We start from the raw sequence: 26,138 nt of genomic DNA on the forward strand, positions 1-26,138 counted from the left end.
CGTCTTTGGATCGGCCTGATTTTCTCCGGCCTTATCACCGGGGCGCGGTTATAGGGTCGACGGATGTCTGTGACCGACGAATATCTGAAGAACAACGAGGAGTACGCGAAGACGTTCTCCGGTCCGCTGCCGCTGCCGCCGAGCAAGCACGTCGCGGTGGTGGCGTGCATGGACGCCCGTCTCGACGTCTACCGGATCCTCGGTCTGGGCGACGGCGAGGCGCACGTTATCCGCAACGCCGGCGGCGTTATCACCGACGACGAGATCCGCTCCTTGGCGATCAGCCAGCGACTGCTCGGCACCAAGGAGATCATCCTGATCCACCACACCGACTGCGGCATGCTGACCTTCACCGACGACGGATTCAAGCAGCAGATCCAGGATGAGATCGGCATCAAACCCGAGTGGGCGGCCGAGTCGTTCATCGACTTGGAGGTGGACGTGCGGCAGTCGCTGCGGCGGATCGAGGCGAGCCCGTTCGTCACCAAGCACGAGTCGTTGCGGGGCTTCATCTTCGACGTCGCCACCGGCCGGCTGACCGAGGTCACCCCGTAACTCCTTTGTGGCGCGAGCGCGCGTGTCTGCGCACGACGCGCCGCGAGATTGCGCCACTTTGCGCGCGCTCGACGCCCGCGAGTGGCACCGTGGCCCGCGACCACGCCGCGGCCATCACCGCGACGTCCGCCAACGCCGCGATCGCACCGCGTTGCACCATGTCGTCGACCGTCACGTTCGACGCGTCCCACGGCGGGCGCAATCGGGCCTGGTCGCCGTCGAGTTGCTCGGCGACGATGCCGAGTTTGGCGACAAAGGGGGACTGTGGAATGAACTGCGCCATGACATCGGCGCCCGTTCGGGGCGGGGAAGTGGTGGTCATGGGTCGAGTATCGGCACGGGGCCACGTGGGGCAATTACCTCGCGGGTAAGTGCTGAGCGCACGTTCGCGGGGCCTCGAGCGTGCGCAAGCTGTCGAATTCTGGCGGCATGTCGTGTGCAAACACGCACCGTCGCGGAGATAGGCGACGTGCGTTGACACCCCGGGCGACAGCGGTGTCTAATATCGGGTAATGATCGTAAATATGGTCATTCCTACCAACTTTACGAGGAAATGATGACGGCCACCACCGAACAAGTCCATGCCGGGCGCTACGAACTCAGCCATCTGAGGTCCCTGGAAGCCGAGGCCATTCACATCATCCGCGAGGTCGCCGCGGAGTTCGAGCGGCCCGTGCTGCTGTTCTCCGGCGGCAAGGACTCCATCGTGATGCTGCATCTGGCGCTCAAGGCGTTCCGCCCGGGTCGGCTGCCGTTCCCGGTGATGCACGTCGACACGGGCCACAACTTCGACGAGGTTTTGCAGACCCGCGATGAGCTCGTCGAGGAGTTCGGCGTCCGGCTCGTCGTGGCCAAGGTGCAGGACGACATCGACGCCGGGCGCGTGGTCGAGACGATCCCGTCGCGCAACCCGCTGCAGACGGTGACCCTGCTGCGCGCGATCCGCGAGAACAAGTTCGACGCCGCGTTCGGCGGCGCCCGCCGCGACGAGGAAAAGGCACGCGCCAAGGAGCGGGTGTTCTCCTTCCGCGACGAGTTCGGCCAATGGGATCCGAAGGCCCAGCGGCCCGAGCTGTGGAACCTCTACAACGGCCGCCACCACAAGGGCGAGCACATCCGCGTGTTCCCCCTGTCGAACTGGACCGAATTCGACATCTGGTCCTACATCGGCGCCGAGAAGATCAAGTTGCCGTCGATCTACTACGCCCACCGCCGCAAGGTGTTCGAGCGCGACGGCATGCTGCTGGCCGTGCACAAGTATCTACAGCCGCGCAAGGACGAGCAGATCATCGAGAAGACCGTGCGGTTCCGCACCGTCGGCGACGTCACCTGCACCGGCTGCGTGGAGTCGCACGCCGCAACGGTTTCCGAGGTGATCGCCGAGACGGCGGTGTCGCGGCTCACCGAACGCGGCGCCACCCGCGCCGACGACCGCATCTCCGAGGCTGGAATGGAAGACCGCAAGCGGGAGGGGTATTTCTGATGACTCGCACCGCCGAACGCGGCGCCACCACCCGGCCCGCCGCGACGCTGCTGCGGATCGCCACCGCGGGATCGGTCGACGACGGCAAGTCGACCCTGATCGGGCGGCTGCTCTTCGACTCCAAGGCCGTCATGGAAGACCAACTGGCCTCCGTCGAGCGGACTTCCAAGGAACGCGGTCACGACTACACGGATCTGGCGTTGGTGACCGACGGCCTGCGGGCCGAGCGTGAACAGGGCATCACGATCGACGTCGCGTACCGCTACTTCGCTACGCCCAAGCGCAAATTCATCATCGCCGACACTCCGGGCCACATTCAGTACACCCGCAACATGGTGACGGGTACCTCCACCGCGCAATTGGCGATCGTCCTGGTCGACGCGCGCCACGGGTTGCTCGAGCAGTCCCGCCGCCACGCGTTCCTGGCGTCGCTGCTCGGCATCCGGCACATCGTGCTCGCGGTCAACAAGATGGACCTGATCGGCTGGGACAGAGAGCGGTTCGAGAAGATCCGCGACGATTTCCACGACTTCGCCGCGCGCCTGGACATCCACGACGTGACGACGATTCCGCTGTCGGCGCTCAACGGCGACAACGTCGTCACCAAATCCGACAAGACGCCGTGGTACGAAGGTCCGCCGCTGCTGAGCCACCTCGAAGAGGTGTACATCGCCGGTGACCGCAACCTCGTCGACGTGCGGTTCCCGGTCCAGTATGTGATCCGCCCGCAGTCGCTGGAGCATCACGACCATCGCAGCTATGCGGGCACGGTCGCCAGCGGAGTGATGAAGGTCGGCGACGACGTCGTCGTGCTGCCCACCGGCCTGACGTCACGGATCGCGGCGATCGAGGGGCCCAGCGGACCGATCGATGAAGCATTCCCCCCGATGGCGGTGGCGATCAGCCTCACCGACGACATCGACATCTCGCGCGGCGATCTCATCGCCCGGCCGAACAACCAACCGCGGGTGGCCCAGGAGTTCGACGCCACTGTCTGCTGGATGGCCGACGGCTCCGCCCTCGAACCCGGCCGCGACTACCTCATCAAGCACACCACCCGCACCACGCGGGCGCGGGTCACGGCGTTGGACTACCGCCTCGACGTCAACACGCTGCACCGGGACAAGGAAGTCACCGCGCTCAAACTCAATGAGCTGGGCCGTATCTCGCTGCGCACACAACAACCGTTGCTGCTCGACGAGTACAGCCGCAACGCCACCACCGGCTCGTTCATCCTGATCGACCCGAACACCAACGGCACGGTCGCCGCGGGAATGATCCTGCCGCAGGTGACCGCCCGCACCTCGAGCCCCAACACCGTCAGGCACGAGTCGCTGTGCAAGGCCGAGGACCGGCTGAGCAAGGGCCGGACGGTGTGGTTCACCGGCCTGTCGGGCTCGGGCAAGTCGTCGGTGGCGATGCTCGTCGAGCAGAAGCTGATCGAAAAAGGCGTTCCCGCTTATGTTCTCGACGGCGACAACCTGCGTCACGGCCTCAACGCCGACCTCGGCTTCTCGATGGCCGACCGCGCCGAGAACCAGCGCAGGCTCGCTCATGTGGCCGCGATCCTCGCCGATTCCGGGCAGGTTGTGCTGGTGCCCGCGATCAGCCCGCTCGAGGAACACCGTGCCCTGGCGCGACAAGTGACCAACGAAGCCGGGCTCGACTTCTTCGAGGTGTTCTGCGACACCCCGCTGGAGGACTGCGAGCGACGCGACCCGAAAGGCTTGTACGCCAAGGCCCGCTCCGGGGAGATCACCCACTTCACCGGTATCGACAGCCCCTATCAGCGGCCCAAGAACCCCGACCTGAGGTTGACGCCCGACCGCGATCCCGAGGAGCTCGCCGACTTGGTCATCGAGCTGCTGGAAAGCGGGCAGTGAGCGATCACGAGCTCGCCGGCCGGCTGGCGACGGCGGCAGGCAGGCTACTGCTCGACATCCGCGAAGAGCTTGCCGACGCGACTGCCGCTGAGCGAAAGTCCGCTGGGGACAAACGGTCCCACGACTTCCTGACCGAGGCGCTGGCTGCCGAGCGGCCGGATGACGCGGTGCTGTCGGAGGAGGGCGCCGACGATCCTGTGCGCTTGACCGCCGAACGCGTCTGGATCGTCGACCCCCTCGACGGTACCCGGGAATTCTCCGAACTCGGACGCGACGACTGGGCGGTGCACGTTGCGCTCTGGGAGGCAGGAGATCTGGTCGCCGGGGCGGTCGCTCTTCCGGCGCAGGGCATCACGCTGGCCACCCCGACGGTCACGCCACCGCCGCCGCAACCCGAAACCCCGCGGATCGTCGTGTCCCGCACGCGGCCGCCGGCCATCGCGCTCGCGGTGCGCGACGCGCTGGGCGGGACATTGGTGGAGATGGGCTCGGCCGGAGCGAAGGTCGCCTCCGTCGTGCAGGGTCTCTCGGATGTGTACGTGCACGCCGGAGGCCAGTACGAGTGGGACTCGGCGGCCCCGGTCGCCGTCGCCCGCGCCGCCGGACTGCACACCTCCCGCATCGACGGCTCACCGCTGCGCTACAACCGGCCCGATCCGCTGCTGCCCGACCTGGTGGTGTGCCGGCCCGAACTGGCCGACGCCGTGCTCGCCGTCACGCGTGATTGACTGAATCCATGCGGATGTCGGCCAAAGCGGAGTACGCCGTCCGCGCGATGGTGCAACTGGCCACGGCCGACGACGGCGTCCTCGTCACCACCGACGACCTCGCCAAGGCGCAGGGCATTCCGCCGCAGTTCCTCGTCGACATCCTGTCTGCGCTACGCACCGACCGCCTCGTGCGCAGCCACCGCGGCCGCGAGGGCGGCTACGAGTTGGCCCGCCCGGCTAAGGACATCAGCATCGCCGACGTGTTGCGCTGCATCGACGGACCCCTTGCCAGCGTCCGTGACATCGGTCTGGGGGACCTGCCCTATACGGGCCCGACGACGCCGCTGACCGACGTCTGGCGTGCGCTGCGCGCGAGCATGCGATCGGTGCTCGAACAGACCAGCGTCGCCGACGTGGCCGCCGATGCGCTGCCCAAGCACGTCCGCAAACTCGCCGACGACTACCGCGATCAGGAGACCAAGCGCGGCCACTCGCTCAACTGACGTCGCGGGTCAGTCCGCGCCGGATCCGTAGGGGCGGGTGATGATCTCGAGGTAGTGGCCCGACGGATCCCGGAAGTAGACTCCGCGACCGCGGTCGTTGTGGTTGATCTCGCCGGGGCGCATGCCCCGCGGATCGGCCCAGTGCTGCAGGCCTCGCGCCACGATGCGGTCATAGATCTCGGAGAACTCGTCTTCGGACACCAGGAATGCGTAGTGCTGCGGGCGGATCTCCTCATCCGGGCCGACATGGGCGTAATCGAGGCTGGCGTCGTGCGCCAGGTCCACGACCAGAAAATGGGCGAACTCGCGGGCAGGGGGCAACCCGAACAACTCGGTGAAGAACCGGGCCGACTCCTCGCGGTTTTTGGTGGCCACGATGGTGTGGTTGAACGTGATGGCCATACCGATTCAGTCAACCACCGCGGTGGCGACCCGACAACGATGCACGATGGACCCGTGACGTTCGACTTCTCAGACCTCGAACATCCCGTCGTCGTGGCCCCGATGGCCGGTGGCCCCTCCACCCCGGAACTCGCCGCCGCCGGCACAGATGCGGGCGGCCTGGGTTTCATCGCCGCCGGTTACCTGAGCGCCGAGGTGTTCGGCGAACGCCTCAGTGCGGCGCAGCGCCTGACAACAGGTCCGGTGGGCGCCAACCTGTTCGCATCGCAACCCAGCGCGGCCGACCCCGAGGCCATCGCGCGTTATGCGCAGGCGCTCACCCGCGACGCCGAACGCTACGGCGCGAGACTCGGTGAGCCCCGATTCGACGACGACGCCTGGGCGGCCAAGTTCGACGTCCTGCTCGACCTGCGACCCGCGGTGGCGTCGTTCACCTTCGGCCTGCCCAGCGCCGAGGAGATCCAGCGGTTGCGCGCCGCCGGCATCACCACGGTCGGCACCGTGACCACGCTCGCCGAGGCGCGGCAGGCGGTCGCCCACGGTGTCGATGCGGTGGCCGCGCAGGGTCCCGGCGCCGGAGGACACCGCGGCACCTTCGACCCGACCGCCCGGCCGTCAGAGGTCCCGCTGGACGACCTGCTGGCATCGGTGATGGCCAACGTCGACGTGCCCGTCGTCGCCGCGGGAGGTCTCATGACCGCCGAGGACGTCGCGCGGGTCCGGCACGTGGGCGCGGTGGCCGCACAACTGGGCACCGCGTTCCTGCTCGCCGACGAGGCGGGCAGCAGCGCCGTGCACCGTGCGGCGTTGCAGGATGGTGAGTTCACCGAAACCGTTGTGACGAAGGCGTTCTCGGGTCGTTACGCACGGGGTCTGCGGAACCGGTTCGTCAAGGATCACGAACACGAGGCGCCGTTGGGATACCCCGAAGTGCACTACCTGACCAGCCCGCTGCGGGCGGCGGCGGTGCGCGCGGGTGATCCGCACGGGGTGAACGTGTGGGCGGGCACTGGTTTCCGCGCCGCCGCGCCGGGTTCGGTGGCCGACATCATCAGCAGGCTCACCTGAGGCGTCACTTCGGGGCGGTCAACTCCAACGCGATGTTGTCCGGATCGCGGAATTCGAGGATGTACATCGGCCCGATGTCCTTGATCGGCTCGTGTGCCACCCCGAGAGAGTCGAGATGACTTTCCGCCGAGTCGAGTTCGTCCTTGCTGGTCAACCGGAACGCGACGTGGTCGAGACCCGTGCGGTTCTCGTCGAACGCGTCGGTGCTCATGGCCGCCGGTCGCAAGCCCACAAGCACACCACCGAGGTCGTAGATGACGCCGCCGTACAGAAAGCTGAGCGCCTGGCGGGTTGCCGCGTCGGCGCCCTCGGGAAGCTCGATGAAGACGCTCCAGCCGAACACCGCCTCGTAGAACTCGCGCGACCGCTCGATGTCGGTCACGGTCAGCCGGATGTGTGCGACGGACGTCGTGGTGATCGCCATGTCCCCATGCTGCCAGCCGTGCCAGAATCGCCGTCGTGCAAATCGGGATGACGCTGCCGGTCATGGAAGCCGACCTTGATGCCGAGACGCTGCAGACGTGGGCTCGGGTGATCGACGGCGGACCCTTCTCGTCGCTGTGCTGGGGGGAGCGCATCGCGTTCGACAACCCGCACTCGCTGACACTGCTCGGGGCGCTCGCCGCGTGGACGGATCGGGTCCGTTTGGTGACCACCGTGGTGGTCCCGCAGCTGCACGACCCCGTGATGCTGGCCAAGGCGCTGGCCACCGGCGACATGCTCTGCGGCGGCCGATTGACGGTGGGTCTCGGCGTCGGCGGCAGGGAAGAGGACTACCGCGCCGTCGGCGCGGACCCGGCCGACCAGACCATGCGCGGGATGGCCGATCGCGTCGCGGTGATGCGCAGGGTCTGGGCGGGCGAGAAGGTCACCGAATCCGTTCTTCCCGTCGGACCGGCGCCACTGCAGCCCGGCGGCCCGAGGTTGGTGGTCGGCACGATCGGACCCAAGACGGTACGCAGCGCCGCACAGTGGGCCGACGGGCTGGCGGGTACGACGCTCGATCTGGACGTCGACAGGCAGAACGAGCTGTTCGATGTGGCCCGCGCCGCCTGGGCCGACGCCGGTAAGCCCGCACCGCACCTGGCGACGTCGTTCTGGTTCGCGATCGGCGAGGGTGACCGACCGCGCGAGCAGGTACACCGGCATCTGCGGCGCTACATGAACTGGATCCCCGCCGACGTGGTCGATGCGATGGCGCCTGCGACCGGCTGGGCGGGCACTGAACGAGAGCTGCTCGACGTCTTGCGCCGGTTCCGCGACATCGGCACCGACGAGATTCATCTGATTCCAACCAGTTCGGATGTCGACCAGGTGCGCAGGGTCGCCGACGTCGTCAAAGAATTCGCGGCGTAGGGCGATTGGCGGGCGTACTCGCCGCAGTGGCAGGATGGGACCGTCGGGGAAGTCGTGAGGGCCCGGTCGCGTTGGAACGCACTATCGAGCGTCCGTTGCGGCGGCGGGCAGACAGCCGAGAGGAATCACGATGACGATGACAGTCAGGAAAAAGATCGCGACCACAGCCGTGATGGCCGGTGCGTTCGCGTTCGCGTCCGTCGGTGTGGGCGCGGGCCAGGCGATGGCCCACGACGACTGGTGGTGGGAGCCGCCGGGTCCGGTGCATGTCCACGTTCCGAAGGTCCCGCCGGTGCACATCCACGTTCCGAAGCCGCCGCCGCCCGGACATATCGCCCACATACCCGGTGTCCCGCCGCCAGGGCACTGGAACAAGCCGTGGAAGTGGTGAAGGTCGGCCGCCTCTAGAACTTGAGGTGGTGGCTGGTGTCGCCGACCTGGTCGACGAACATGGTGCGGCTGTCGAACCACCATGTGCCATCGACGCGGTGGAAGGTGTCGCGGTAGCGGCCGGTCACGATGATCTGCAGTGGCAGATCGGGTGTGGCCTGTGTGACGCAGTAGTAGGCGCTACCGCGGCCCGTTCCGGCGTCCTCGTCGACGTGGACCGTCACATTCGTGGTGAGGTGTTTGGTCTTGGGAGTGCCGTCGTCGTACAGACGCACCGCCATCTCGAACATCTGCCGCACCCGGGTCGCACCCTCGAAAACCGTGTCCGGGGGCCCGTTCTCGACGGCGCGGATCCGACCGTAGGTGAACAGTGCGCCGACACCGTCGAAATCGCCGGAATCGATTCGCTCGGCGTAGGCGTAGACGAGATTCTCGATCTCGCGGGCGGAGTCGCTCATCGGCGAGAAGACAACCAGCGCCGATGCGTGGTGTCAACGAAGGTGGAGGCTCGGCCGCATCGCCTAACCTCACACGGTGGCTACGAATTGGTCGCCGAGTCGGCTCGGCAATCTGAGCGGAAAACGGATCATCGTCACGGGGGCCACCAACGGAGTCGGCCTGGCGACGGCGCGCGCGCTGGTCGGTGCCGGCGCGCAGGTGATCCTCGCGGTGCGCAACCCCGATTTGGGCGCACAACGAGCCGCTGAGATGGGCGGCGCAACGACGGTGATCAAACTCGACCTGGCCGATCAGTCGTCGGTGCACGCCTTCCCCGATCTGCTCGAGGGTGACGTCGACATCCTCATCAACAACGCGGGGCTCGTCGCGCAGAACCGTGGCCAAATTGTGGACGGCTTCGAGACGACGCTCGGCATTAACTTCCTGGGACCGTTCGCGTTGACCAATCTGCTCTTCGGGCGGGTGCGCTCGAAGATCATCAACGTGGGCTCGGATGCGCACAGATCGGCGAGCATCAACTTCGACGACCCGCATCTGCGCTCCAGCAAATGGTCGGCGTTCCCGGCGTATGCCCGCTCGAAGTTGGCCGTGATGCTGTGGGGCCTCGAACTCGACCGCCGGCTGCGTGAGGCCGGCTCGCCGATCACCAGCTTCCTGACGCACCCCGGCTGGGTGGCGTCGAATCTGTCGAACGTCTCCGAGAAGCCGGCGATGGCCGCATTTCACGCAGTGGTCAAGGCGGCGGCCCGGGTGCTCGCCAACGATCTCGACGCGGGTGCGGCACCGACGCTCTACTGCATCACCGAGCCGATTCCGCCCGGCAGCTATGTCGGCATCGACAGCAGGTACGGCTTGAAGGGTGCGCCGACGTTGAGCGGCCGGGGTGCCGTCGCTTGCGATTACGACGACGCCAGAAGGCTCTGGGAGTTCGCCGAGAAGGAAACCGGCACGAGCCTGCCGATCTGAGCGGGGTGGGCCGCAAGGTCAGCGGCGGGGCTCGGTTTGCGACGTCCACGTGCGGCCGTCGAAATAGCGCATCGAGTTGGGGTCGTTCTGGTCCGGGTACCAGCCCGGCGCCAGACCGCCAGAGGGCGCCGGCTGCTGCACGATCGGTTGCTGCACCACCGGCGGTTCGGAGTGCGACCGTGGCCTTGGGGCGAGCGCGATACGCACGGCCCAGATGACCACGGCGATGATGAGGATGACGATCAACAACCAGATGATCGATTGAAGCGAACCGAAGAGATTGGTCAAGTCCGCCATATCGACTCCTCCCGTCGAATAGGACGACCGCGGGCAGTGTGCGATGACTACCCTCGCGGGTGGAGCAGCAAACGTGACCGAGTACTGAATAGAGCCGTGGCTACGCGCAGCAGCTCGGATCGAGCACCCGACACAAAGCGATCAAGGCGTCGCGGTTGGGCTGGTGGTAGACGTTCATGCCGCGTCGCTCGGATTCCACCAGGCCCGCCTTGCGCAGCTGCGTCAGATGATGACTCACGGTCGACTCGGACAGGCCGACGTCGGCCGCGAGATCCCCGCTGCACAGTTCGCCCTCCGCCGCACTGAACAGCAGCGAAACCAACTTGACCCGCATGGGGTCGGCCAGCGCCTTGAGGCGCAGCGCGATACCCAGGGCGTCGTCGTCGTCGAGTCGGCCCGTTGCGACCGGCTCGCAGCACACGGGGGCGGAGATGTCGACCATTGGCAGCGCTCTTGGCATGAATCCAGCATGCCAGAGATATTGACATATATCAAAAAGGTGGGCAGTATCGGCCGTGTCGCAAGTTCGATATATGTCACACAGGTATGGAGGTCACCATGTCCCGCGTTCAACTGGCACTCAACGTCGACGACCTCGACGAGGCCGTCACGTTCTACTCGAAGCTGTTCAACACAAAGCCCGCCAAGCTCAAAGAGGGATACGCCAACTTCGCCATCGCCGAGCCACCCCTCAAGCTCGTGCTGCTGGAGAACCCCGGCGAAGGCGGAACCATCAACCACCTCGGCGTCGAGGTGGAATCCAGCGAGACGGTCCACGCCGAAATCGCGCGGCTGACGGGTGCGGGCCTAGTCACCGACGAGGAGATCGGCACGACGTGTTGCTTCGCCAAACAGGACAAGGTCTGGGTCACCGGCCCAGCCGGCGAAAAGTGGGAGGTCTACACCGTCCTGGCTGACTCCGAGACCTTCGGCAGCAGCCCGCAGCGTCATGATGCGGACGTCGAAGACGACCTGTGCTGCGGAGCGACAGCGCGGGACGGCGAACCGGCAGCTTCTTGCTGCTGAGCCGGCTTCGATGGTCCCGACTTCAGGCGGCTCTTCGCACCGGTCTCGTTCGCGTCGAAGGTAACCGCCGAGCGTGGTCGGTCAACGAACGGGACCTCATGGGGTGATCAGTTCATCTGTGCCTGCACAGGCTCGCGTCGCAGGACGACGGCGGTCACGTCATCGCGGTCGAGATCGCCGTTGGCCCGCGCGCAGAGTGCGTCGACCAACGTTTGAGGACTGGTGCCGTGCGTCCGCGCGCACTCGGCCACGGCGTCCGAGAGCTTCTCCACCGAGCCGCCCCACAGATCCATCACCCCGTCGCTGACGAGAAGGATGGCGTCACCCGGTTGCAGCGCGCCGTGCTTCTCGTCCCAACCGTTGTCCAGGCCAACCGGCAGATCGCTGGACGCGGCGCGTTCGACCGCGTTGGAGCCGGTCCGCACGACGAAATGCAGACCGTGGCCGGCATCGGCGAAGCGGAAGTCGCCGGTGACCAGGTCGACTAGCACGTAGGTGAGCGTGACGAATGCGCTGGTGCGTTGCAGATCGTGGTCGATGACGTCTGCGACGCGACTGACTGCGGCAGACGGGCTGAGCCGGGTGTCGTTGGCGCGCAACGCTGCCCGAGTGGCGGCCGCCAGCATCCCGGCGCCCATGCCCTTGCCCATCACGTCGCCGAGGCTCAACACCGCGTGCGGAATATCGACCCGGATGTCGTAGAAGTCCCCGCCGACCTGCCGGGCCGGGACGGAGGCTGCACCCGAACTCCAGCCCGGGGTATGGGGAAGCCGGCCCGGCAGCAGGGCCCGCTGCACTTCGGCGGCGCGTTCGAGCTCTTCCTGTTCGAGCCGTCGGGCTCGCATCGCCTCGGTGATGTCGTAGAACTGCAGAGCCACCGTCCTGCGGTGGTCGTTCTCGTCGATGAGCGCGATGCTGAAGTTGAGGACCTGTTCGCTGCTCGTGGTCAGCGTCAGGCGGGCGTTGCCCTCGGTGAGCGCGTCGGCTTCAGCGGACAGGGCGGCGGCGGCCTGCTCGCCGAGCAGCGTGGGGAGCTGCGGCGACCGGCCGGCGAGCCCGGGGAGGATGTCGATCGCAGAGGCGTTGGAGCGCAATACATTCCAGCCGGTCGCGTCGCGGGCGGCGATCATCATCCCCGCGACGGAGGTGTCGAAGATCTTCCGGAACAACTCCTCGCTCTCGTTGAGGCGCTGCGCCGTCGCCCGCTCCTGGCCCACCGCGAGCGAGAGCGACAGGAACACCACGACCATCGACAGTTCAAAAACCTGCAGGACGAGGTTCCCCGTATCCGGTGCGAGGAGGTTGAACGCGAAGGGTCCCGTGTTGTACGTGCTGCCGGCGGATGCGATCACCGCGATTGCCAGCATCACCGCGATCAACTCGCGGGTCGTCAGGCGCATCGCCACCCACACAAGCGGCATGAACGGGAGGAACGACAGCGGCATCCCGGGGTTGAACGCGAACACGAAGGTGACCAGGCCGAGGGTGACGACCACCTGCGCTACCGTCTCGACCGGACCGGCCTGGCGGGGCCTCCTGGGCAGGCGCATGAACAGCGGAACGAACAGCAGCATTCCGGCGGCATGCTTGGGGGCCGACGTGACCAGGCGCGACCACGCCTCGGAGGAATCGACGAGCAGCAGTGTCGCGGCCGTCCCGACCAGGTCGTAGATGACGGTTGATGCGGCGACCGCGATTAGCAGTCGACCCAGGTCACGCGGGGCGGCCAGTACCGGCAGAGAGTCCTGACGGCCGCGCAGGATGACGGTCGCGACCACCATCTCGAGTCCGACGGTCACCGCCAACGCCACGGCCAGGGCGGTGGGTCGCCCGGCCCACAACAGCAGAGGGAAGGTGATCGCCGCGACCGCCGCAGCAAGGGGCCAGACATACCGCCGGGGGAAGCGGATCCCCAATCCGACGGCGATGCCGGCGACCGGCCACCACGCCGTGGACGCCAGCGCGGTCGGCTGCGTGACCAGGGACAGCCAGCCGACGACGAGAACCGCCAACAGGCAACCGACGATGAAGATGGCGTCCGCCTTGGTCGAGCGAACTTGCTGATCTTCGGATGAATCCTGTACAGCGCTCACAGCCACATGCTTCCACGCTGATCGAGGGAATACTGGGGACTCATCAAGCTGGTCGGTGCTGACCGGCCAGCTAACCGGCGGGTCCGGGACCTGTGGAGGCCGGCGCAGACGCCGAGATGGGAACATCAGGAGGGCGCCGCGATCGAGTTCCGCGGTATCGGCCGCATCGGCCTATCGCCGTGGGCGGCGGACGTTTTGGAGTGGTGCCCCCGGCAGGATTCGAACCTGCGGCCTTCTGCTCCGGAGGCAGACGCTCTATCCCCTGAGCTACGGGGGCGCGTGAGTAAAACAGCGCCAATGGGCTTCGACAGCGTAACGCATTCGACTCATCGGAAACGGATTCGGGGCCTGACCACCCGAGACCATAGGATGGACCCCCGTGACCCCCGCCGACCTGGCCGACCTGCTCAAGACCACCGCCGCCGCGGTGCTGGCCCAGCATGGGCTCGACGCGTCAGCGCTGCCGGACACCGTCACCGTCGAACGTCCACGCAACCCCGAGCACGGCGACTATGCCACCAACCTCGCCCTTCAGCTGGGCAAGAAGGTCGGCGCCAACCCGCGGGAACTAGCCGGCTGGCTGGCCGCCGCCCTGACCGACACCGCCGGCATCGCCGCCGCGGACGTCGCCGGACCCGGCTTCGTCAACCTGCGCCTTGAAGCGTCAGCGCAGAACGTCATCGTCACCGACGTGCTGACCGCCGGCGCGGCCTACGGTCACTCCGAGGCGCTCGCAGGACTCAACATCAACCTCGAGTTCGTCTCCGCCAATCCCACCGGGCCGATCCACATCGGCGGCACACGCTGGGCCGCCGTCGGCGACGCCCTCGGCCGGCTGCTGTCGACCCAAGGCGCCGCGGTCACCCGCGAGTACTACTTCAACGACCACGGCGCCCAGATCGACCGGTTCACCAACTCCCTGATCGCCGCGGCCAAGGGCGAACCGACCCCCGAGGACGGCTACGCGGGCGACTACATCAAGGACATCGCCGCGCAGGTGCTCACCAAGGAGCCCGATGCGCTGGGCCTGCCCGAAGACGAGATGCGCGAGACGTTTCGCGCCATCGGGGTAGACCTGATGTTCGCCCACATCAAACAGTCCCTGCACGACTTCGGCACCGACTTCGACGTCTACACCCACGAAGACTCGATGCACACCTCCGGACGCGTCGAGCAGGCCATCGCGCGGCTCCGCGACGCGGGCAGCATCTACGAGAAGGACGGCGCAACCTGGCTGCGCACAACCGATTACGGCGACGACAAGGACCGCGTCGTCATCAAGAGTGATGGTGCGCCGGCCTACGTCGCCGCCGACATCGCCTACTACCTGGACAAGCGCGAACGCGGATTCGACCTGTGCATCTACATGCTCGGCGCCGATCATCACGGCTACATCGCCCGGCTCAAGGCGGTGGCCGCCGCGCTGGGGGAGGACCCGGCCACCGTCGAGGTGCTCATCGGTCAGATGGTCAACCTGGTGCGCGACGGTCAACCGGTCCGAATGAGCAAGCGGGCGGGCACCGTGATCACCCTCGACGACTTGGTCGAGGCGATCGGCGTCGACGCCGCCCGCTACTCGCTGATCCGGTCCTCGGTCGACAGCCCGATCGACATCGACCTCGAGCTGTGGTCCTCGGCGTCCAACGAAAACCCGGTCTACTACGTGCAATACGCGCATGCGCGCCTTTCGGCCCTGGCCCGCAACGCCGCTGAACTCGGTGTGGTGCCCGACGCCGGGAACCTGCATCTGCTCAACCACGACAAGGAAGGCACGCTGATCCGCAACATCGGCGAGTTCCCCCGAGTGCTCAAAATGGCTGCGGCACTGCGCGAACCTCACCGTGTCTCGCGGTATCTCGAGGATCTGGCCGGGGACTACCACCGCTTCTACGACTCCTGTCGAGTCCTGCCGCAAGGCGACGAGACGCCCAACGAACTGCACGGCGCGCGCCTGGCGCTGTGTCAGGCCACCCGTCAGGTGATTGCGAACGGTCTCGGCATCCTCGGCGTCGCCGCTCCGGAGCGCATGTGATCGCCCATCCCGCCGGGCCCCGGCACGCCGAAGAGATCCACCACGGTGGTGCTCCGCCGCGCCCACAGTCTCCGTCCGAACTCCTGCTGTTGGCGCCCAACGTGTGGCCGCGCAGCACCGTTCGCGATGACGACGGCGTGGTGTCGATCGGCGGTGTGCCCGTCACCGACATCGCCGCGGAGTTCGGGACGCCGACCTTCGTGGTGGACGAGGACGACTTCCGGACGCGTTGTCGTGAGATCGCCGCGGCGTTCGGCGGGGGTGAGAACGTCCGCTACGCCGCCAAGGCGTTCATGTGCACCGAAGTCGCCCGCTGGATCGCCGAAGAAGGCCTTTCGCTCGACGTGGCCAGCGGGGGAGAGATGGCCGTCGCGCTGGCCGGTGGATTTCCCGCCGAACGGATTGCGTTGCACGGCAACAACAAATCGGTTGCCGAGCTGACGGCGGCCGTCAAGGCCGGTATCGAACACGTGGTGGTCGACTCGATGGTCGAGATCGACCGGCTTGACCAGATCGCCGGTGCCGCAGGCGTGGTCCAGGACGTGCTGGTCCGCGTCACGGTCGGCGTCGAAGCGCACACCCACGAGTTCATCTCCACCGCGCACGAGGACCAGAAGTTCGGACTCTCCCTGGCTTCGGGCGCCGCCATGGACGCTGTCCGCCGGGTGTTCCAGACCGATCACCTGCGTCTCAAGGGCCTGCACAGCCACATCGGCTCTCAGATCTTCGACGTCGCGGGCTTCGAGATCGCCGCGCACCGGGTTATCGGATTCCTTCGCGACGTGGTCGCCGAGTTCGGCGTCGACAAGACCTCGCAGATGTCGATCGTCGATCTGGGCGGCGGACTCGGCATCTCGTATCTGCCCCAGGACGATCCGCCTCCGGTCGCCGACCTGGCGGCCAAGCTGACCGCGATCGTGCGCGACGAGTCGGCTGCCGTCGGGCTTCCGGCTCCGCGGTTGGTGGTCGAGCCGGGCCGAGCCATCGCAGGGCCCGGAACCATCACGCTCTACGAGGTCGGCACCGTCAAGGATGTCGCCGTGAGCCCGACCGCACACCGCCGCTACGTCAGCGTGGACGGCGGTATGAGCGACAACATACGCACATCGCTCTACGGCGCCGAATACGACGCACGGCTGATATCACGGCACACCGACGCCGCGCCGGCGATCGGCCGTATCGTCGGAAAGCACTGTGAAAGCGGCGATATCGTCGTCCGTGACACGTGGGTGCCCGATGACATCCGGCCCGGCGACTTGTTGGGAGTCGCGGCGACCGGCGCCTACTGCTACTCCATGTCGAGCCGTTACAACCTGATCGGCCGTCCCGCCGTTGTGGCCGTGCGCGACGGGGGAGCCCGCCTGATCCTGCGCCGGGAGACGGTCGACGATCTGCTGAGTCTGGAAGTGAGGTAACGATGACTGACTCTGAAAAGCCCATCGGCGTAGCGGTTCTCGGGTTTGGGAACGTCGGTAGCCAGGTGGTGCGCATCATCGAGGAGAGCGCCGACGACCTGGCCGCACGCATCGGTGCGCCGTTGGTACTGCGCGGCGTCGGCGTCCGTCGCGTGGCCGACGACCGCGGTATCTCGGTGGACAAGCTCACCGACAACGTCGAGGAACTCGTCTCGCGCGACGATGTCGACATCGTCGTCGAGTTGATGGGGCCCGTGGAACCCGCGCGCAAAGCGATCCTTACCGCCTTGGAGCAGGGCAAGTCTGTCGTCACCGCCAATAAGGCGCTGATGGCCGTCTCCACCGGGGAATTGGCTCAGGCGGCCGAGAACGCTCGTGCTGACCTATATTTCGAGGCTTCCGTCGCCGGTGCGATCCCCGTCATCCGTCCCCTGACCCAGTCCCTGGCGGGGGACTCGGTCGTCCGAGTAGCGGGCATCGTCAACGGCACCACCAACTACATCCTCTCCGAGATGGACAGCACGGGCGCCGATTACGCCAGCGCGCTGGCCGACGCGAGCGCCCTCGGTTACGCCGAGGCTGACCCGACCGCCGATGTCGAGGGATACGACGCCGCGGCGAAGGCGGCGATCCTGGCCTCGATCGCCTTCCACACGCGGGTCAGCTCCAACGATGTGTACCGCGAAGGCATCACCAAGGTCAGCAGCGCCGACTTCGAATCCGCCAAGGCGCTCGGGTGCACGATCAAGCTCCTGGCCATCTGCGAGCGGCTCACCAGCGACGAGGGACAGCAACGGGTTTCGGCGCGGGTGTACCCCGCCCTGGTGCCGCTGGACCATCCGCTGGCCGCCGTCAACGGAGCGTTCAACGCGGTCGTGGTCGAGGCAGAAGCCGCCGGTCGCCTGATGTTTTACGGGCAGGGGGCCGGCGGGACACCCACTGCCTCTGCGGTGATGGGTGATCTCGTGATGGCGGCTCGCAACCGTGTGCAGGGCGGCCGCGGCCCGCGCGAATCGAAGTACGCCAAGCTGCCGATCGCCCCGATTGGCTTCATCCCGACTCGTTACTACGTGAACATGAACGTCGCGGATCGAGCAGGCGTGTTGTCCGCTGTGGCGGCCGAGTTCGGTGAACGTGATGTCAGTATCGCCGAGGTGCGTCAGGAGGGCATGGTCGACGAAGACGGTCAGCGCTGCGGTGCCCGCATCGTGGTTGTGACCCATCAGGCCACGGACGCAGCGCTCTCGGAGACCGTGGCGGCGTTGGCCGACCTCGATGTCGTACAGAGCATCAACAGCGTGCTGCGCATGGAAGGAACCACCGAATGAGCGCCTCCGCGCAGACCGTTCACCAGCCTTGGCCCGGGCTGATCGCCGCGTACCGCGACCGGCTGTCGGTCGACGAAAGCTGGACGCCGATCACCCTGCGTGAGGGTGGTACTCCGCTGCTCCCCGCGCAGCGCCTGTCCGAACTCACCGGCTGCACAGTGCATCTCAAGGTCGAGGGGCTCAACCCGACCGGCTCGTTCAAGGACCGCGGCATGACCATGGCGGTGACCGAGGCCGTGGCGCGGGGCCAGCAGGCGGTCCTTTGCGCATCCACGGGCAACACGTCGGCATCGGCAGCGGCCTATGCGGCCAGGGCCGGGATCACCTGCGCAGTGCTCGTGCCACAGGGCAAGATCGCAATGGGCAAGCTGGCCCAGGCCGTCATGCACGGTGCCAAGATCATCCAGGTCGATGGCAACTTCGACGACTGCCTGGAACTCGCGCGTAAGCTGACCGCCGATTTCCCGACCATATCGCTGGTCAACTCCGTCAACCCGTACCGCATCGAAGGGCAGAAGACCGCAGCCTTCGAGATCGTCGACGCGCTGGGCGTGGCGCCCGATGTGCACTCGCTGCCGGTGGGCAATGCCGGCAACATCACCGCATACTGGAAGGGCTACACCGAGTACCACAGCGACGGCGTCTCGGACCGTCTTCCCCGCATGCTCGGCACACAGGCGGCCGGTGCGGCGCCGCTGGTGCACGGGGAACCGGTCAAGAATCCGGAAACCATCGCGACGGCCATCCGAATCGGCTCGCCTGCGTCGTGGACCACCGCCGTGGCGGCCGCGCAGCAGTCCGACGGTCGATTCCTGGCCGCCACCGATGAAGAGATCCTCGAGGCCTACCACCTGGTCGCCAGCAGCGAGGGCGTGTTCGTCGAGCCCGCATCCGCGGCCAGCATCGCCGGTCTGCTCAAATCGGTCGAAGACGGTTGGGTGGCCAAGGGTTCGACGGTCGTGTGCACGGTGACCGGCAACGGGCTCAAGGACCCGGACACCGCGTTGAAGGGCATGCCGTCGGTGATCGCGGTCCCCGTCGATCCGGTGGCCGTCGTCGAGCAGCTGGGGCTTGGATAGCCGGTGACACGCGTACTGCCGTCGGGACTGAGCGCCACCTCCGTGGTGGCGGCATCCAGCGCGAACCTCGGCCCCGGTTTCGACAGTCTGGGCATCGCGCTGGGCCTCTACGACGAGATCGTCGTAGAGACAACGGATTCCGGCTTGACGGTCGAGGTCGAAGGCGAGGGCGAAGGTCAGGTGCCGCTGGATGACACCCATCTCGTGGTTCGGGCCATCCGGCGAGGGCTCCAGGCGCTGAACATCAGCGCTGCCGGCATGACGGTGCGATGCCGCAACGACATTCCGCACTCGCGCGGCCTTGGGTCGTCGGCAGCTGCGGTGGTCAGCGGACTCTCGGTGGTCAACGGCCTTGCGGCGCAGATGTCTTCGGAGATTCTCTCGGAGCACGACCTCATCCAGTTGTCCTCGGAGTTCGAAGGGCACCCCGATAACGCATCGGCGGCCGTGCTGGGCGGTGGCGTGGTGTCCTGGACCGAAGAGCATGAGTCGGGGACCCGATTCGAGGTCGCGCCGATCCGGGTGCACCCCGACATCCGGCTGTTCGTCGCGATACCGGACGAACGCTCGTCGACCGCCGAGACGCGCGTGCTCCTGCCGGAGAAGGTCAGCCATGCCGACGCGCGCTTCAACGTGAGCAGGGCCGCTCTGATGGTGGTCGCATTGACAGAACGGCCCGACCTGTTGATGCCGGCGACGGAGGATGTCCTGCATCAGCCGCAACGGGCGTCGGCGATGCCGGCTTCCGCGGAATACCTGGATGTCCTGCGACGTTGTGGCATAGCAGCGGTGCTCTCGGGAGCGGGTCCTTCGGTGCTTGCTCTGTGCACGTCAGCGGAGTTGCCCGCAGAGGCTCTCGAGTACGGCACCGCGAACGGGTTCACCGTCAAAGCCATGACCATCGGTGACGGCGCCAAGTGGACGTCGGGCGCGGCAGTACGACGCTGACCGCGGCCAAAACAGGAATCACAGGAGCAACACGACACCCATGTCTTTCTTGCTTCCCGTCCCGATGCGGGATATTCTCGCTGTCGTCAGGCAATCGCAGCGTCTCTACCTGCGCCGACACTAGGACACCACCCATTTTCCCCGTGGTCTACTCGTGGATTGACGGTTCGCCGAATACCGGCGAGGCCCGGCCATCACCGTTGCAGGGGCAATGGTGGGGCCCACGCGTTCAGTGGTTCGACTGATCGCACCGAATCCCCGCACGACTCGTTCTGCGAGGGAAAGAAAGGACATCCGTGACTGAAACGGACCTGATCACGGCTGGGGGCAGCAGCGAAAACGGTGAGCTGCCAAACGCCGTGAGTTCAGAAACCTCAACTTCTGCGGCGGCGGACGCGCCGAACGCGACGCCGACCGCGGAAACAGCACCGACCGCCGAGGTCGCTTCCGGCAACCGCGGCGGCTCCCTCTCGACCATGGTGCTGCCCGAACTGCGTGCCTTGGCCAAGGAAATCGGCGTCGAGGGCGCATCCGGTATGCGCAAGGGCGAACTGGTCGCCGCCATCCGTGAGCGGCGCGGCGACTCGAACGGCCGCGGAAAGGCATCCGCCGGCGGTGAGGCTCCCGCGACCAGCGAGGCCAAGACCACCGAACCCGCCAAGGATGCTCCGAACGCCGAGTCGGGCACCCAGAGCGACGACAGCGGTTCCAACACCGACGCCGAGCAACAGCCCCGCCGCCGTGAGCGGCGTGGCGCGTCGCGTGGAACCGGCGCACCCGACGCTTCGGGCGACCAGCCGGACAACGCCGCTACCAAGACCGGCGATCGCCAGAGCGACCAGTCCAACAAGAGCGACCAGTCCAACAAGTCGGATACCAAGTCCGACGGCGATCAGCAGCAGGGCGGCGACCAGCAGGGCGGTCAGAACCGCGGCGGCGGCAACAACAACGACGACGACGGCGAGGGCCGAGGCGGTCGTCGCGGTCGCCGGTTCCGGGACCGCAGGCGCCGTGAGCGCGGTGGCGGTGACGGCGGCGGCGGTGACCGCGACACCGAACTGCGTGAGGACGACGTCGTTCAGCCTGTCGCCGGCATCCTCGACGTCCTCGACAACTACGCGTTTGTCCGCACCTCCGGTTATCTGGCCGGCCCGAACGACGTGTACGTCTCGATGAACATGGTGCGCAAGAACGGCTTGCGCCGCGGTGACGCCGTGACCGGTGCCGTGCGGGTGCCCCGAGATGGAGAAGGCGGCGACAAGAACCCGCGGCAGAAGTTCAATCCGCTGGTGCGCCTGGACACCGTCAACGGCAAGCCGGTGGAGGAGGCCAAGAAGCGGCCCGAGTTCAACAAGCTCACGCCGCTCTACCCGAATCAGCGGCTGCGCCTGGAGACCAACACCGAGAAGCTGACCACCCGCGTCATCGACCTGATCATGCCGATCGGCAAGGGTCAGCGCGCGCTGATCGTGTCGCCGCCCAAGGCCGGTAAGACCACGATCCTCCAGGACATCGCCAACGCGATCACCACCAACAATCCGGAATGCCACCTGATGGTGGTGCTCGTCGACGAGCGTCCGGAAGAGGTGACCGACATGCAGCGCTCGGTCAAGGGCGAGGTCATCGCCTCGACGTTCGACCGGCCGCCGTCCGATCACACCCAGGCCGCCGAGCTGGCGATCGAGCGGGCCAAGCGGCTCGTCGAGCAGGGTAAGGACGTTGTCGTGCTGCTGGACTCGATCACCCGCCTCGGCCGCGCGTACAACAACGCGTCGCCGGCCTCGGGTCGCATCCTGTCCGGTGGTGTCGACTCGACCGCGCTGTATCCGCCGAAGCGGTTCCTCGGCGCGGCCCGAAACATCGAAGAGGGCGGCTCGCTGACCATCGTCGCCACCGCAATGGTGGAGACCGGGTCGACCGGCGACACGGTGATCTTCGAGGAGTTCAAGGGCACCGGTAACGCCGAGCTCAAGCTCGACCGCAAGATCGCCGAGCGACGCGTCTTCCCGGCCGTCGACGTCAACCCGTCCGGCACCCGCAAGGACGAGCTGCTGCTCTCGCCGGACGAGTTCGCGATCGTGCACAAGCTGCGTCGCGTGCTGTCGGGGCTGGATCCGCACCAGGCCATCGACCTGTTGATGAGCCAGCTGCGCAAGACCAAGAACAACTACGAGTTCCTGGTGCAGGTCTCCAAGACCGCCCCGGGCTCGATGGACGCCGACTAACTGAAACCATTCATCGATACGGGTCGGTGATCTCGCGCAGCGCCGTCAACGCTTCGCGTAGCTGCCGAAACCGGCGGTCACCGAGGTAACGTCGCCACTCGTCCTCGACCTTGGCGACCTCGGCGCCCGCGGTCCTGCACGCCGCCATGCCCTTGTCGCTCAATGTCACCAGCCGGGCCCGTGCATCGGTTGGATCGGGGGAGCGCAACACGTAACCCGAGCGTTCCAGTTGGTCGACCAGCGCACCGGCCGTCTGCTTGGTGACGCGTGCCTGCTCGGCGAGATCGGTGAGCCGCATCCCGCGCGGATCGAGGCGTTGCATCAGCCGACTCTGTGCCGCAGTGATGTCGTCGGCGCCGGCGCCAGCCAATGCCTCCATGACGCGTGTCTCGACGGCGCGGTGTCCGATGAACATGAGCGTGGCGACGTTCGGCATCTCGGTCACACGTTGACGTTAGTACGATTACCTGACTACATTTGGTCAGGAAACCTGACTAAAGGGGCTGTCGTGGACTCCGACACGATATGGCGGCATATCGATGAGCAGCGTGCGAGCCTTGCCGACATGCTGGACGGCCTAGAGCCCGAACAATGGTCGACGCCGAGCCTGTGCGAGGGGTGGACCGTTCGCCACGTGGCCGCGCACATCACGCACTCCGCATCCGGTACGCCGAGGTTGCTGTTCGAACTGCTGCGGTCCGGCTTCCGGTTCAACGCGATGATCTACCGAGTAGCGGTGCAGGACAAGCGATCTCCTGCCGAGCTGACAGCGGCGCTGCGCGCCATGCGCGGGTCGCGTAAGCGTCCGCCGGGCACCGCCGAACTCGACCCGTTGACGGATGTTTTGGTGCACACCCAGGACATCGCCGTGCCACTCGGGATCGACCGTCCCATGCCCGTCGACGCGGCGGTGGCGGCGGCCGAACGGGTGTGGGCAATGGGTTTTCCGTTCAAGGCGCAGCGACGCTTTGACGGCGTACAACTCGCCGCGACGGACGCCGAGTTCCAGGCCGGCGAGGGTCGACGAGTCGAGGCGCCGATCCGCGACATCCTCATGACGCTCGTCGGTCGGCCCGCGATCACCATCGACGTCGCGTAGAGATCACGCGCCCGGGTCGGCTCGCAGTCCTGGCATGACATAGCGGCGTAGGTGGCGCAGCACCGCGTCGCCGTCGCTGGGATCAAGCGTTCTGCCGGGTACGGTGGCAAGCGAAATCAGCACGCGGGCAAGCCATTCCGACGCTTCGGCGATATTGGTGTCGGGGTGGATCTCGGCCGACTCGCGTGCGGCGACCAGGTAGCGCGACCAGAAGTCGGCCAGGTCGGGCACCAGTCCCTGCACACCGGCGCCCGCGCACGCGGCGAACTCGTCCGGCTCGTCGACGCGCAGCTTCATCAAAAGGGTGCCGGGGTCGTCGTAGGCCGTGCGCCCGTGCAGGACTCCGGCGGCGATCTGTCGGTCCAGGCCCTCGACGCGCTCGAGCATCTCGTGCGCCTCGGACCAGTAGGCCTCATTGAGCCGCACGATCGCCGCGCCCAGCAGTGAGACCTTGTCGGGGAAGTGGCGGTACAGCCAGCCGCGGGAGACGCCCGCCACCTCGGCCACCTCGGACACGGTGGTCGAGCGGATTCCCTTGGCGCGCAGGCAGACCTCGGCCGCGTCGATCAGTCGATCGCGGACGGTCTTGGTGGCGGCGCCGCTCGTCACCAGGTGGGCTCCTCCGTTAACCTCGCCCTCGAGTGGGCCGATCGGGGCATTGTGTCATGGTAGACAGAATCGCGAATCTGTTCACTGTCGGAAGGTGAGCCATGGCGGACACGCTCCAGCAGCTGCTCAACGAGCGCGCCGACCGCGACACCGTCGCCATCCGGCACGGGGACCGCACCTGGACCTACCGCCAATACGTCGCCGAGGCCAAGACGCAGGCCGCCGCGCTCATCGGCGCCGCCGACGCGGACCGTCCCCTGCACGTCGGGGTCTTGCTCGGCAACACTCCCGACATGCTGATCGCGCTCGCGGCGGCCGGCCTCGGGGGCTATGTCGTGTGCGGTATCAACACCACGCGCCGCGGGGAGGCCCTGGCACGCGACGTGACCAAGGTGCACTGTCAGTTCCTGATCACCGACGCCGAACACCGTGCGCTGCTCGACGGTCTGGACCTGTCGGGGGTCACGGTGCTGGACACATCGAGCACCGCATGGACGGACTTCCTGGCCACCGCGACGACATTCATTCCGCACCGCGAAGCCGCCGTCGACGACACGTTCATGATGATCTTCACCTCCGGCACCAGCGGTGACCCCAAGGCCGTCCAGGTTGCCAACCTCATGGTGCTGTTCGCCGGCAACGCCCTGGCCGAGAGGTTCGAACTCACCGAGAACGACGTCTGCTACCTCTCGATGCCGATGTTCCATTCGAACGCCGTGGTGGGCGGATGGGCGCCTGCGCTCGTCGCCGGGGCCGCGATGGTGCCCGCCAAGTTCTCGGCGTCCAGGTTCCTGGCCGACATCCGACGCCACCGCGTGACTTACATGAACTATGTGGGCAAACCGCTGGCCTACGTTCTGGCCACTCCCGAGCAGCCCGACGATCGCGACAACCCGCTGCGCGTCGCATTCGGCAACGAGGCCACCGACCGCGACATCGAGCAGTTCAGCCGGCGCTTCGACGTCACCGTCGACGACGGCTTCGGTTCGACCGAGAACGCCGTGATCATCACCCGCACCCCCGACACGCCGAAAGGCTCCATCGGACAAGGCTTTCCAGGCGTGGCGATCTACAACAGCGACACGGTCACCGAATGCCCGGTGGCGGAGTTCGACGAAAACGGCGCGTTGACCAACGCCGACGTGGCGATCGGCGAACTCGTCAACACCGACGGCAGCGGCCTGTTTCGCGGCTACTACAACGACCCGGACGCCACCGACGAGCGGATGCGCCACGGCATGTACTGGTCGGGGGATCTGGCGTACCGCGACGCCGACGGCTACATCTACCTGGCCGGACGCACCGCCGACTGGATGCGGGTTGACGGCGAGAACCTCGCGACCGCGCCCATCGAGCGGATCCTGCTGCGGCTGCCGGCGGTCAACCGCGTCGCGGTCTATCCGGTGCCCGACGAGCTTGTCGGCGACCAGGTGATGGCCGCCCTGGTGCTGCAGGACGACGCCGAACTCGATCCGCAGACGTTCGAGCAGTTCCTGGCGGCACAGCGAGACCTCTCGCCGAAGGCCTGGCCGCGCTACGTGTGGGTCGCCGACGACCTGCCCAGCACCGCGACCAACAAGATTGTCAAGCGTGAGCTCGTCGCGCGAGGCGTCACACCCGACGGCAGGACGCTGTGGCGGCGTGACGGCAGCAGGTTCCAACCTGTCTAGCCGCGAGCCGTCTAGCCGTCTAGCCGCGAGTGTGGGGTTATGTCACGCCAAACCGCCGCGCCGCGTGCGGGTAACCCACGTTCGGCCCGGAGGTGGAATAGCGCGACGGTCGAGGCGGAAGCGGAATACCGCCCGGTGCGCACGCGTTTAGGCACTTGGCGGCCCTAGCTGGCATAATGGACCGCCGACCCTGAAGTTCCGGTTCACGCCCGTCACCTCCAGCACGGAGGGGCGACCCGGGGCACGATCGAAGAGGACACCATGAAAACGGGTATTCACCCCGATTATGTAGAGACCACAGTGCACTGCGGTTGCGGCAACACGTTCACCACGCGGAGCACCAAGCAGAGCGGACAGATCCACGTCGAGGTCTGCTCGCAGTGCCATCCCTTCTACACCGGCAAGCAGAAGATCCTCGACAGCGGCGGCCGGGTGGCGCGCTTCGAGAAGCGCTACGGCAAGCGCAAGGACAAGGCTGCCGACAAGTAGCTTCCGTTCCGGCGCCCGATCTGCCGCATCAGCGGCCAGGCCGGGCGCCGGTT

27 protein-coding genes, 1 tRNA gene and 1 pseudogene are annotated in these 26,138 nt (G+C 66.9%); 19 read left to right on the top strand and 10 right to left on the bottom strand.

The window, feature by feature from the left end; translation table 11 throughout:
* Positions 1-63 precede the first annotated feature (63 nt).
* Positions 64-555 (top strand): beta-class carbonic anhydrase, encoded by a 492-nt coding sequence (locus AU198_RS07250; RefSeq protein ID WP_064347063.1) that lies wholly within the window; start codon positions 64-66, stop codon positions 553-555.
* A gap of 82 nt (positions 556-637) precedes the next feature.
* On the opposite strand, the pseudogene AU198_RS07255 reads toward AU198_RS07250, so the two are convergent.
* A pseudogene (locus AU198_RS07255) lies at positions 638-877 on the bottom strand (PaaI family thioesterase); the annotation flags it as partial.
* A gap of 234 nt (positions 878-1,111) precedes the next feature.
* On the opposite strand from AU198_RS07255, the gene cysD reads away from it, so the two are divergent.
* The 4 genes from cysD to AU198_RS07275 are packed head-to-tail and all read left to right on the top strand — an operon-like array spanning position 1,112 to position 5,134.
* On the top strand, positions 1,112-2,038 hold the full coding sequence (gene cysD, locus AU198_RS07260) for a sulfate adenylyltransferase subunit CysD (protein WP_064347167.1): 927 nt from the start codon (positions 1,112-1,114) through the stop codon (positions 2,036-2,038).
* On the top strand, positions 2,038-3,921 hold the full coding sequence (cysN, locus tag AU198_RS07265; protein ID WP_064347065.1) for a sulfate adenylyltransferase subunit CysN: 1,884 nt from the start codon (positions 2,038-2,040) through the stop codon (positions 3,919-3,921). Before cysD ends, cysN begins: the two co-directional genes overlap by 1 nt.
* Positions 3,918-4,649 carry a 3'(2'),5'-bisphosphate nucleotidase CysQ gene (locus AU198_RS07270; protein ID WP_064347068.1) on the top strand — a complete coding sequence of 244 codons (732 nt, stop codon included), beginning with the start codon at positions 3,918-3,920 and terminating at the stop codon, positions 4,647-4,649. Before cysN ends, AU198_RS07270 begins: the two co-directional genes overlap by 4 nt.
* Before the next feature lie 8 nt (positions 4,650-4,657).
* Positions 4,658-5,134 (top strand): Rrf2 family transcriptional regulator, encoded by a 477-nt coding sequence (locus tag AU198_RS07275; protein ID WP_064347070.1) that lies wholly within the window; start codon positions 4,658-4,660, stop codon positions 5,132-5,134.
* Positions 5,135-5,143: 9 nt separating this feature from the next.
* On the opposite strand, the gene AU198_RS07280 is transcribed toward AU198_RS07275, so the two are convergent.
* The gene (locus AU198_RS07280; RefSeq protein ID WP_064347072.1) at positions 5,144-5,536 is read right to left on the bottom strand and encodes a VOC family protein; all 393 of its coding nucleotides are present in this window, start codon (positions 5,534-5,536) and stop codon (positions 5,144-5,146) included.
* Between the two features lie 39 nt (positions 5,537-5,575).
* Between AU198_RS07280 and AU198_RS07285 the strand changes: the two genes are divergently transcribed.
* Positions 5,576-6,604, top strand: coding sequence for a nitronate monooxygenase (locus tag AU198_RS07285; RefSeq protein WP_064347073.1), 1,029 nt, complete (start codon positions 5,576-5,578; stop codon positions 6,602-6,604).
* A 4-nt stretch (positions 6,605-6,608) separates the two neighbouring features.
* Here AU198_RS07285 and AU198_RS07290 read toward each other — a convergent pair whose 3' ends face one another.
* On the bottom strand, positions 6,609-7,028 hold the full coding sequence (locus tag AU198_RS07290; RefSeq protein WP_064347075.1) for a VOC family protein: 420 nt from the start codon (positions 7,026-7,028) through the stop codon (positions 6,609-6,611).
* A gap of 47 nt (positions 7,029-7,075) precedes the next feature.
* Between AU198_RS07290 and AU198_RS07295 the strand changes: the two genes are divergently transcribed.
* Both AU198_RS07295 and AU198_RS07300 read left to right on the top strand, forming a co-directional pair.
* Positions 7,076-7,960, top strand: coding sequence for an LLM class flavin-dependent oxidoreductase (locus tag AU198_RS07295; protein ID WP_064347077.1), 885 nt, complete (start codon positions 7,076-7,078; stop codon positions 7,958-7,960).
* Positions 7,961-8,096: 136 nt separating this feature from the next.
* Positions 8,097-8,351, top strand: coding sequence for a hypothetical protein (locus tag AU198_RS07300; protein WP_064347169.1), 255 nt, complete (start codon positions 8,097-8,099; stop codon positions 8,349-8,351).
* A gap of 13 nt (positions 8,352-8,364) precedes the next feature.
* On the opposite strand, the gene AU198_RS07305 is transcribed toward AU198_RS07300, so the two are convergent.
* Positions 8,365-8,808, bottom strand: coding sequence for a nuclear transport factor 2 family protein (locus tag AU198_RS07305; protein ID WP_064347079.1), 444 nt, complete (start codon positions 8,806-8,808; stop codon positions 8,365-8,367).
* Positions 8,809-8,884: 76 nt separating this feature from the next.
* Here AU198_RS07305 and AU198_RS07310 point away from each other — a divergent pair, with 76 nt between their 5' ends.
* Complete coding sequence (locus AU198_RS07310) at positions 8,885-9,775, top strand: SDR family NAD(P)-dependent oxidoreductase (protein WP_064347081.1); 891 nt, start codon at positions 8,885-8,887, stop codon at positions 9,773-9,775.
* 18 nt (positions 9,776-9,793) lie between these two features.
* Here the strand turns inward: AU198_RS07310 and AU198_RS07315 are convergent, their stop codons facing one another.
* Positions 9,794-10,072 carry a DUF2510 domain-containing protein gene (locus AU198_RS07315; RefSeq protein WP_064347082.1) on the bottom strand — a complete coding sequence of 93 codons (279 nt, stop codon included), beginning with the start codon at positions 10,070-10,072 and terminating at the stop codon, positions 9,794-9,796.
* A gap of 100 nt (positions 10,073-10,172) precedes the next feature.
* Complete coding sequence (locus tag AU198_RS07320) at positions 10,173-10,532, bottom strand: Rv2640c family ArsR-like transcriptional regulator (RefSeq protein WP_064347083.1); 360 nt, start codon at positions 10,530-10,532, stop codon at positions 10,173-10,175.
* Positions 10,533-10,630: 98 nt separating this feature from the next.
* Between AU198_RS07320 and AU198_RS07325 the strand changes: the two genes are divergently transcribed.
* Entirely contained in the window at positions 10,631-11,098 is a 468-nt protein-coding gene (locus AU198_RS07325; RefSeq protein ID WP_064347171.1) for an ArsI/CadI family heavy metal resistance metalloenzyme, read from the top strand.
* A 107-nt stretch (positions 11,099-11,205) separates the two neighbouring features.
* On the opposite strand, the gene AU198_RS07330 is transcribed toward AU198_RS07325, so the two are convergent.
* Positions 11,206-13,191 carry a SpoIIE family protein phosphatase gene (locus AU198_RS07330; protein WP_064347085.1) on the bottom strand — a complete coding sequence of 662 codons (1,986 nt, stop codon included), beginning with the start codon at positions 13,189-13,191 and terminating at the stop codon, positions 11,206-11,208.
* Positions 13,192-13,392: 201 nt separating this feature from the next.
* Positions 13,393-13,468 (bottom strand) — tRNA-Arg (locus AU198_RS07335).
* Between the two features lie 102 nt (positions 13,469-13,570).
* Here AU198_RS07335 and argS point away from each other — a divergent pair.
* The 6 genes from argS to rho all read left to right on the top strand — a co-directional run bounded on the left by argS (position 13,571) and on the right by rho (position 22,218).
* Positions 13,571-15,223 (top strand): arginine--tRNA ligase, encoded by a 1,653-nt coding sequence (gene argS / locus AU198_RS07340; RefSeq protein WP_064347086.1) that lies wholly within the window; start codon positions 13,571-13,573, stop codon positions 15,221-15,223.
* Between the two features lie 35 nt (positions 15,224-15,258).
* Complete coding sequence (lysA, locus tag AU198_RS07345) at positions 15,259-16,638, top strand: diaminopimelate decarboxylase (RefSeq protein WP_197416048.1); 1,380 nt, start codon at positions 15,259-15,261, stop codon at positions 16,636-16,638.
* Positions 16,639-16,640: 2 nt separating this feature from the next.
* The gene (locus tag AU198_RS07350; protein WP_064347089.1) at positions 16,641-17,966 is read left to right on the top strand and encodes a homoserine dehydrogenase; all 1,326 of its coding nucleotides are present in this window, start codon (positions 16,641-16,643) and stop codon (positions 17,964-17,966) included.
* Entirely contained in the window at positions 17,963-19,045 is a 1,083-nt protein-coding gene (gene thrC / locus AU198_RS07355; protein ID WP_064347091.1) for a threonine synthase, read from the top strand. The genes AU198_RS07350 and thrC overlap by 4 nt, the downstream gene beginning before the upstream one ends.
* Before the next feature lie 3 nt (positions 19,046-19,048).
* Positions 19,049-19,993: a homoserine kinase gene (thrB, locus tag AU198_RS07360; RefSeq protein ID WP_064347094.1), complete on the top strand. Its 945-nt coding sequence runs from the start codon at positions 19,049-19,051 to the stop codon at positions 19,991-19,993.
* 296 nt (positions 19,994-20,289) lie between these two features.
* Complete coding sequence (gene rho, locus AU198_RS07365; RefSeq protein WP_064347095.1) at positions 20,290-22,218, top strand: transcription termination factor Rho; 1,929 nt, start codon at positions 20,290-20,292, stop codon at positions 22,216-22,218.
* Between the two features lie 10 nt (positions 22,219-22,228).
* Here rho and AU198_RS07370 read toward each other — a convergent pair whose 3' ends face one another.
* On the bottom strand, positions 22,229-22,654 hold the full coding sequence (locus AU198_RS07370) for a MarR family transcriptional regulator (protein ID WP_197416049.1): 426 nt from the start codon (positions 22,652-22,654) through the stop codon (positions 22,229-22,231).
* 72 nt (positions 22,655-22,726) lie between these two features.
* Between AU198_RS07370 and AU198_RS07375 the strand changes: the two genes are divergently transcribed.
* Positions 22,727-23,317: a maleylpyruvate isomerase family mycothiol-dependent enzyme gene (locus tag AU198_RS07375; RefSeq protein ID WP_064347100.1), complete on the top strand. Its 591-nt coding sequence runs from the start codon at positions 22,727-22,729 to the stop codon at positions 23,315-23,317.
* A 3-nt stretch (positions 23,318-23,320) separates the two neighbouring features.
* On the opposite strand, the gene AU198_RS07380 is transcribed toward AU198_RS07375, so the two are convergent.
* Positions 23,321-23,926, bottom strand: a complete 606-nt coding sequence (locus tag AU198_RS07380) for a TetR/AcrR family transcriptional regulator (RefSeq protein ID WP_064347102.1) — start codon at positions 23,924-23,926, stop codon at positions 23,321-23,323.
* Between the two features lie 101 nt (positions 23,927-24,027).
* Here AU198_RS07380 and fadD1 point away from each other — a divergent pair, with 101 nt between their 5' ends.
* Both fadD1 and rpmE read left to right on the top strand, forming a co-directional pair.
* Positions 24,028-25,596: a fatty-acid--CoA ligase FadD1 gene (gene fadD1, locus AU198_RS07385; RefSeq protein ID WP_064347103.1), complete on the top strand. Its 1,569-nt coding sequence runs from the start codon at positions 24,028-24,030 to the stop codon at positions 25,594-25,596.
* 261 nt (positions 25,597-25,857) lie between these two features.
* Positions 25,858-26,085 carry a 50S ribosomal protein L31 gene (gene rpmE / locus AU198_RS07390; RefSeq protein WP_064347106.1) on the top strand — a complete coding sequence of 76 codons (228 nt, stop codon included), beginning with the start codon at positions 25,858-25,860 and terminating at the stop codon, positions 26,083-26,085.
* Positions 26,086-26,138: the final 53 nt, after the last annotated feature.

The organism is Mycobacterium sp. GA-1199 (genome assembly GCF_001500045.1).
GTDB lineage: Bacteria > Actinomycetota > Actinomycetes > Mycobacteriales > Mycobacteriaceae > Mycobacterium.

Coding starts and splice junctions, on each gene's coding strand:
- AU198_RS07250 (WP_064347063.1), top strand. CDS start 64: ATGTCTGTGACCGACGAATATCTGAAGAACAACGAGGAGTACGCGAAG.
- cysD (WP_064347167.1), top strand. CDS start 1,112: ATGACGGCCACCACCGAACAAGTCCATGCCGGGCGCTACGAACTCAGC.
- cysN (WP_064347065.1), top strand. CDS start 2,038: ATGACTCGCACCGCCGAACGCGGCGCCACCACCCGGCCCGCCGCGACG.
- AU198_RS07275 (WP_064347070.1), top strand. CDS start 4,658: ATGCGGATGTCGGCCAAAGCGGAGTACGCCGTCCGCGCGATGGTGCAA.
- AU198_RS07280 (WP_064347072.1), bottom strand. CDS start 5,536: ATGGCCATCACGTTCAACCACACCATCGTGGCCACCAAAAACCGCGAG.
- AU198_RS07285 (WP_064347073.1), top strand. CDS start 5,576: ATGCACGATGGACCCGTGACGTTCGACTTCTCAGACCTCGAACATCCC.
- AU198_RS07290 (WP_064347075.1), bottom strand. CDS start 7,028: ATGGCGATCACCACGACGTCCGTCGCACACATCCGGCTGACCGTGACC.
- AU198_RS07295 (WP_064347077.1), top strand. CDS start 7,076: ATGACGCTGCCGGTCATGGAAGCCGACCTTGATGCCGAGACGCTGCAG.
- AU198_RS07300 (WP_064347169.1), top strand. CDS start 8,097: ATGACAGTCAGGAAAAAGATCGCGACCACAGCCGTGATGGCCGGTGCG.
- AU198_RS07305 (WP_064347079.1), bottom strand. CDS start 8,808: ATGAGCGACTCCGCCCGCGAGATCGAGAATCTCGTCTACGCCTACGCC.
- AU198_RS07315 (WP_064347082.1), bottom strand. CDS start 10,072: ATGGCGGACTTGACCAATCTCTTCGGTTCGCTTCAATCGATCATCTGG.
- AU198_RS07320 (WP_064347083.1), bottom strand. CDS start 10,532: ATGCCAAGAGCGCTGCCAATGGTCGACATCTCCGCCCCCGTGTGCTGC.
- AU198_RS07325 (WP_064347171.1), top strand. CDS start 10,631: ATGTCCCGCGTTCAACTGGCACTCAACGTCGACGACCTCGACGAGGCC.
- AU198_RS07350 (WP_064347089.1), top strand. CDS start 16,641: ATGACTGACTCTGAAAAGCCCATCGGCGTAGCGGTTCTCGGGTTTGGG.
- thrC (WP_064347091.1), top strand. CDS start 17,963: ATGAGCGCCTCCGCGCAGACCGTTCACCAGCCTTGGCCCGGGCTGATC.
- AU198_RS07370 (WP_197416049.1), bottom strand. CDS start 22,654: ATGCCGAACGTCGCCACGCTCATGTTCATCGGACACCGCGCCGTCGAG.
- fadD1 (WP_064347103.1), top strand. CDS start 24,028: ATGGCGGACACGCTCCAGCAGCTGCTCAACGAGCGCGCCGACCGCGAC.
- rpmE (WP_064347106.1), top strand. CDS start 25,858: ATGAAAACGGGTATTCACCCCGATTATGTAGAGACCACAGTGCACTGC.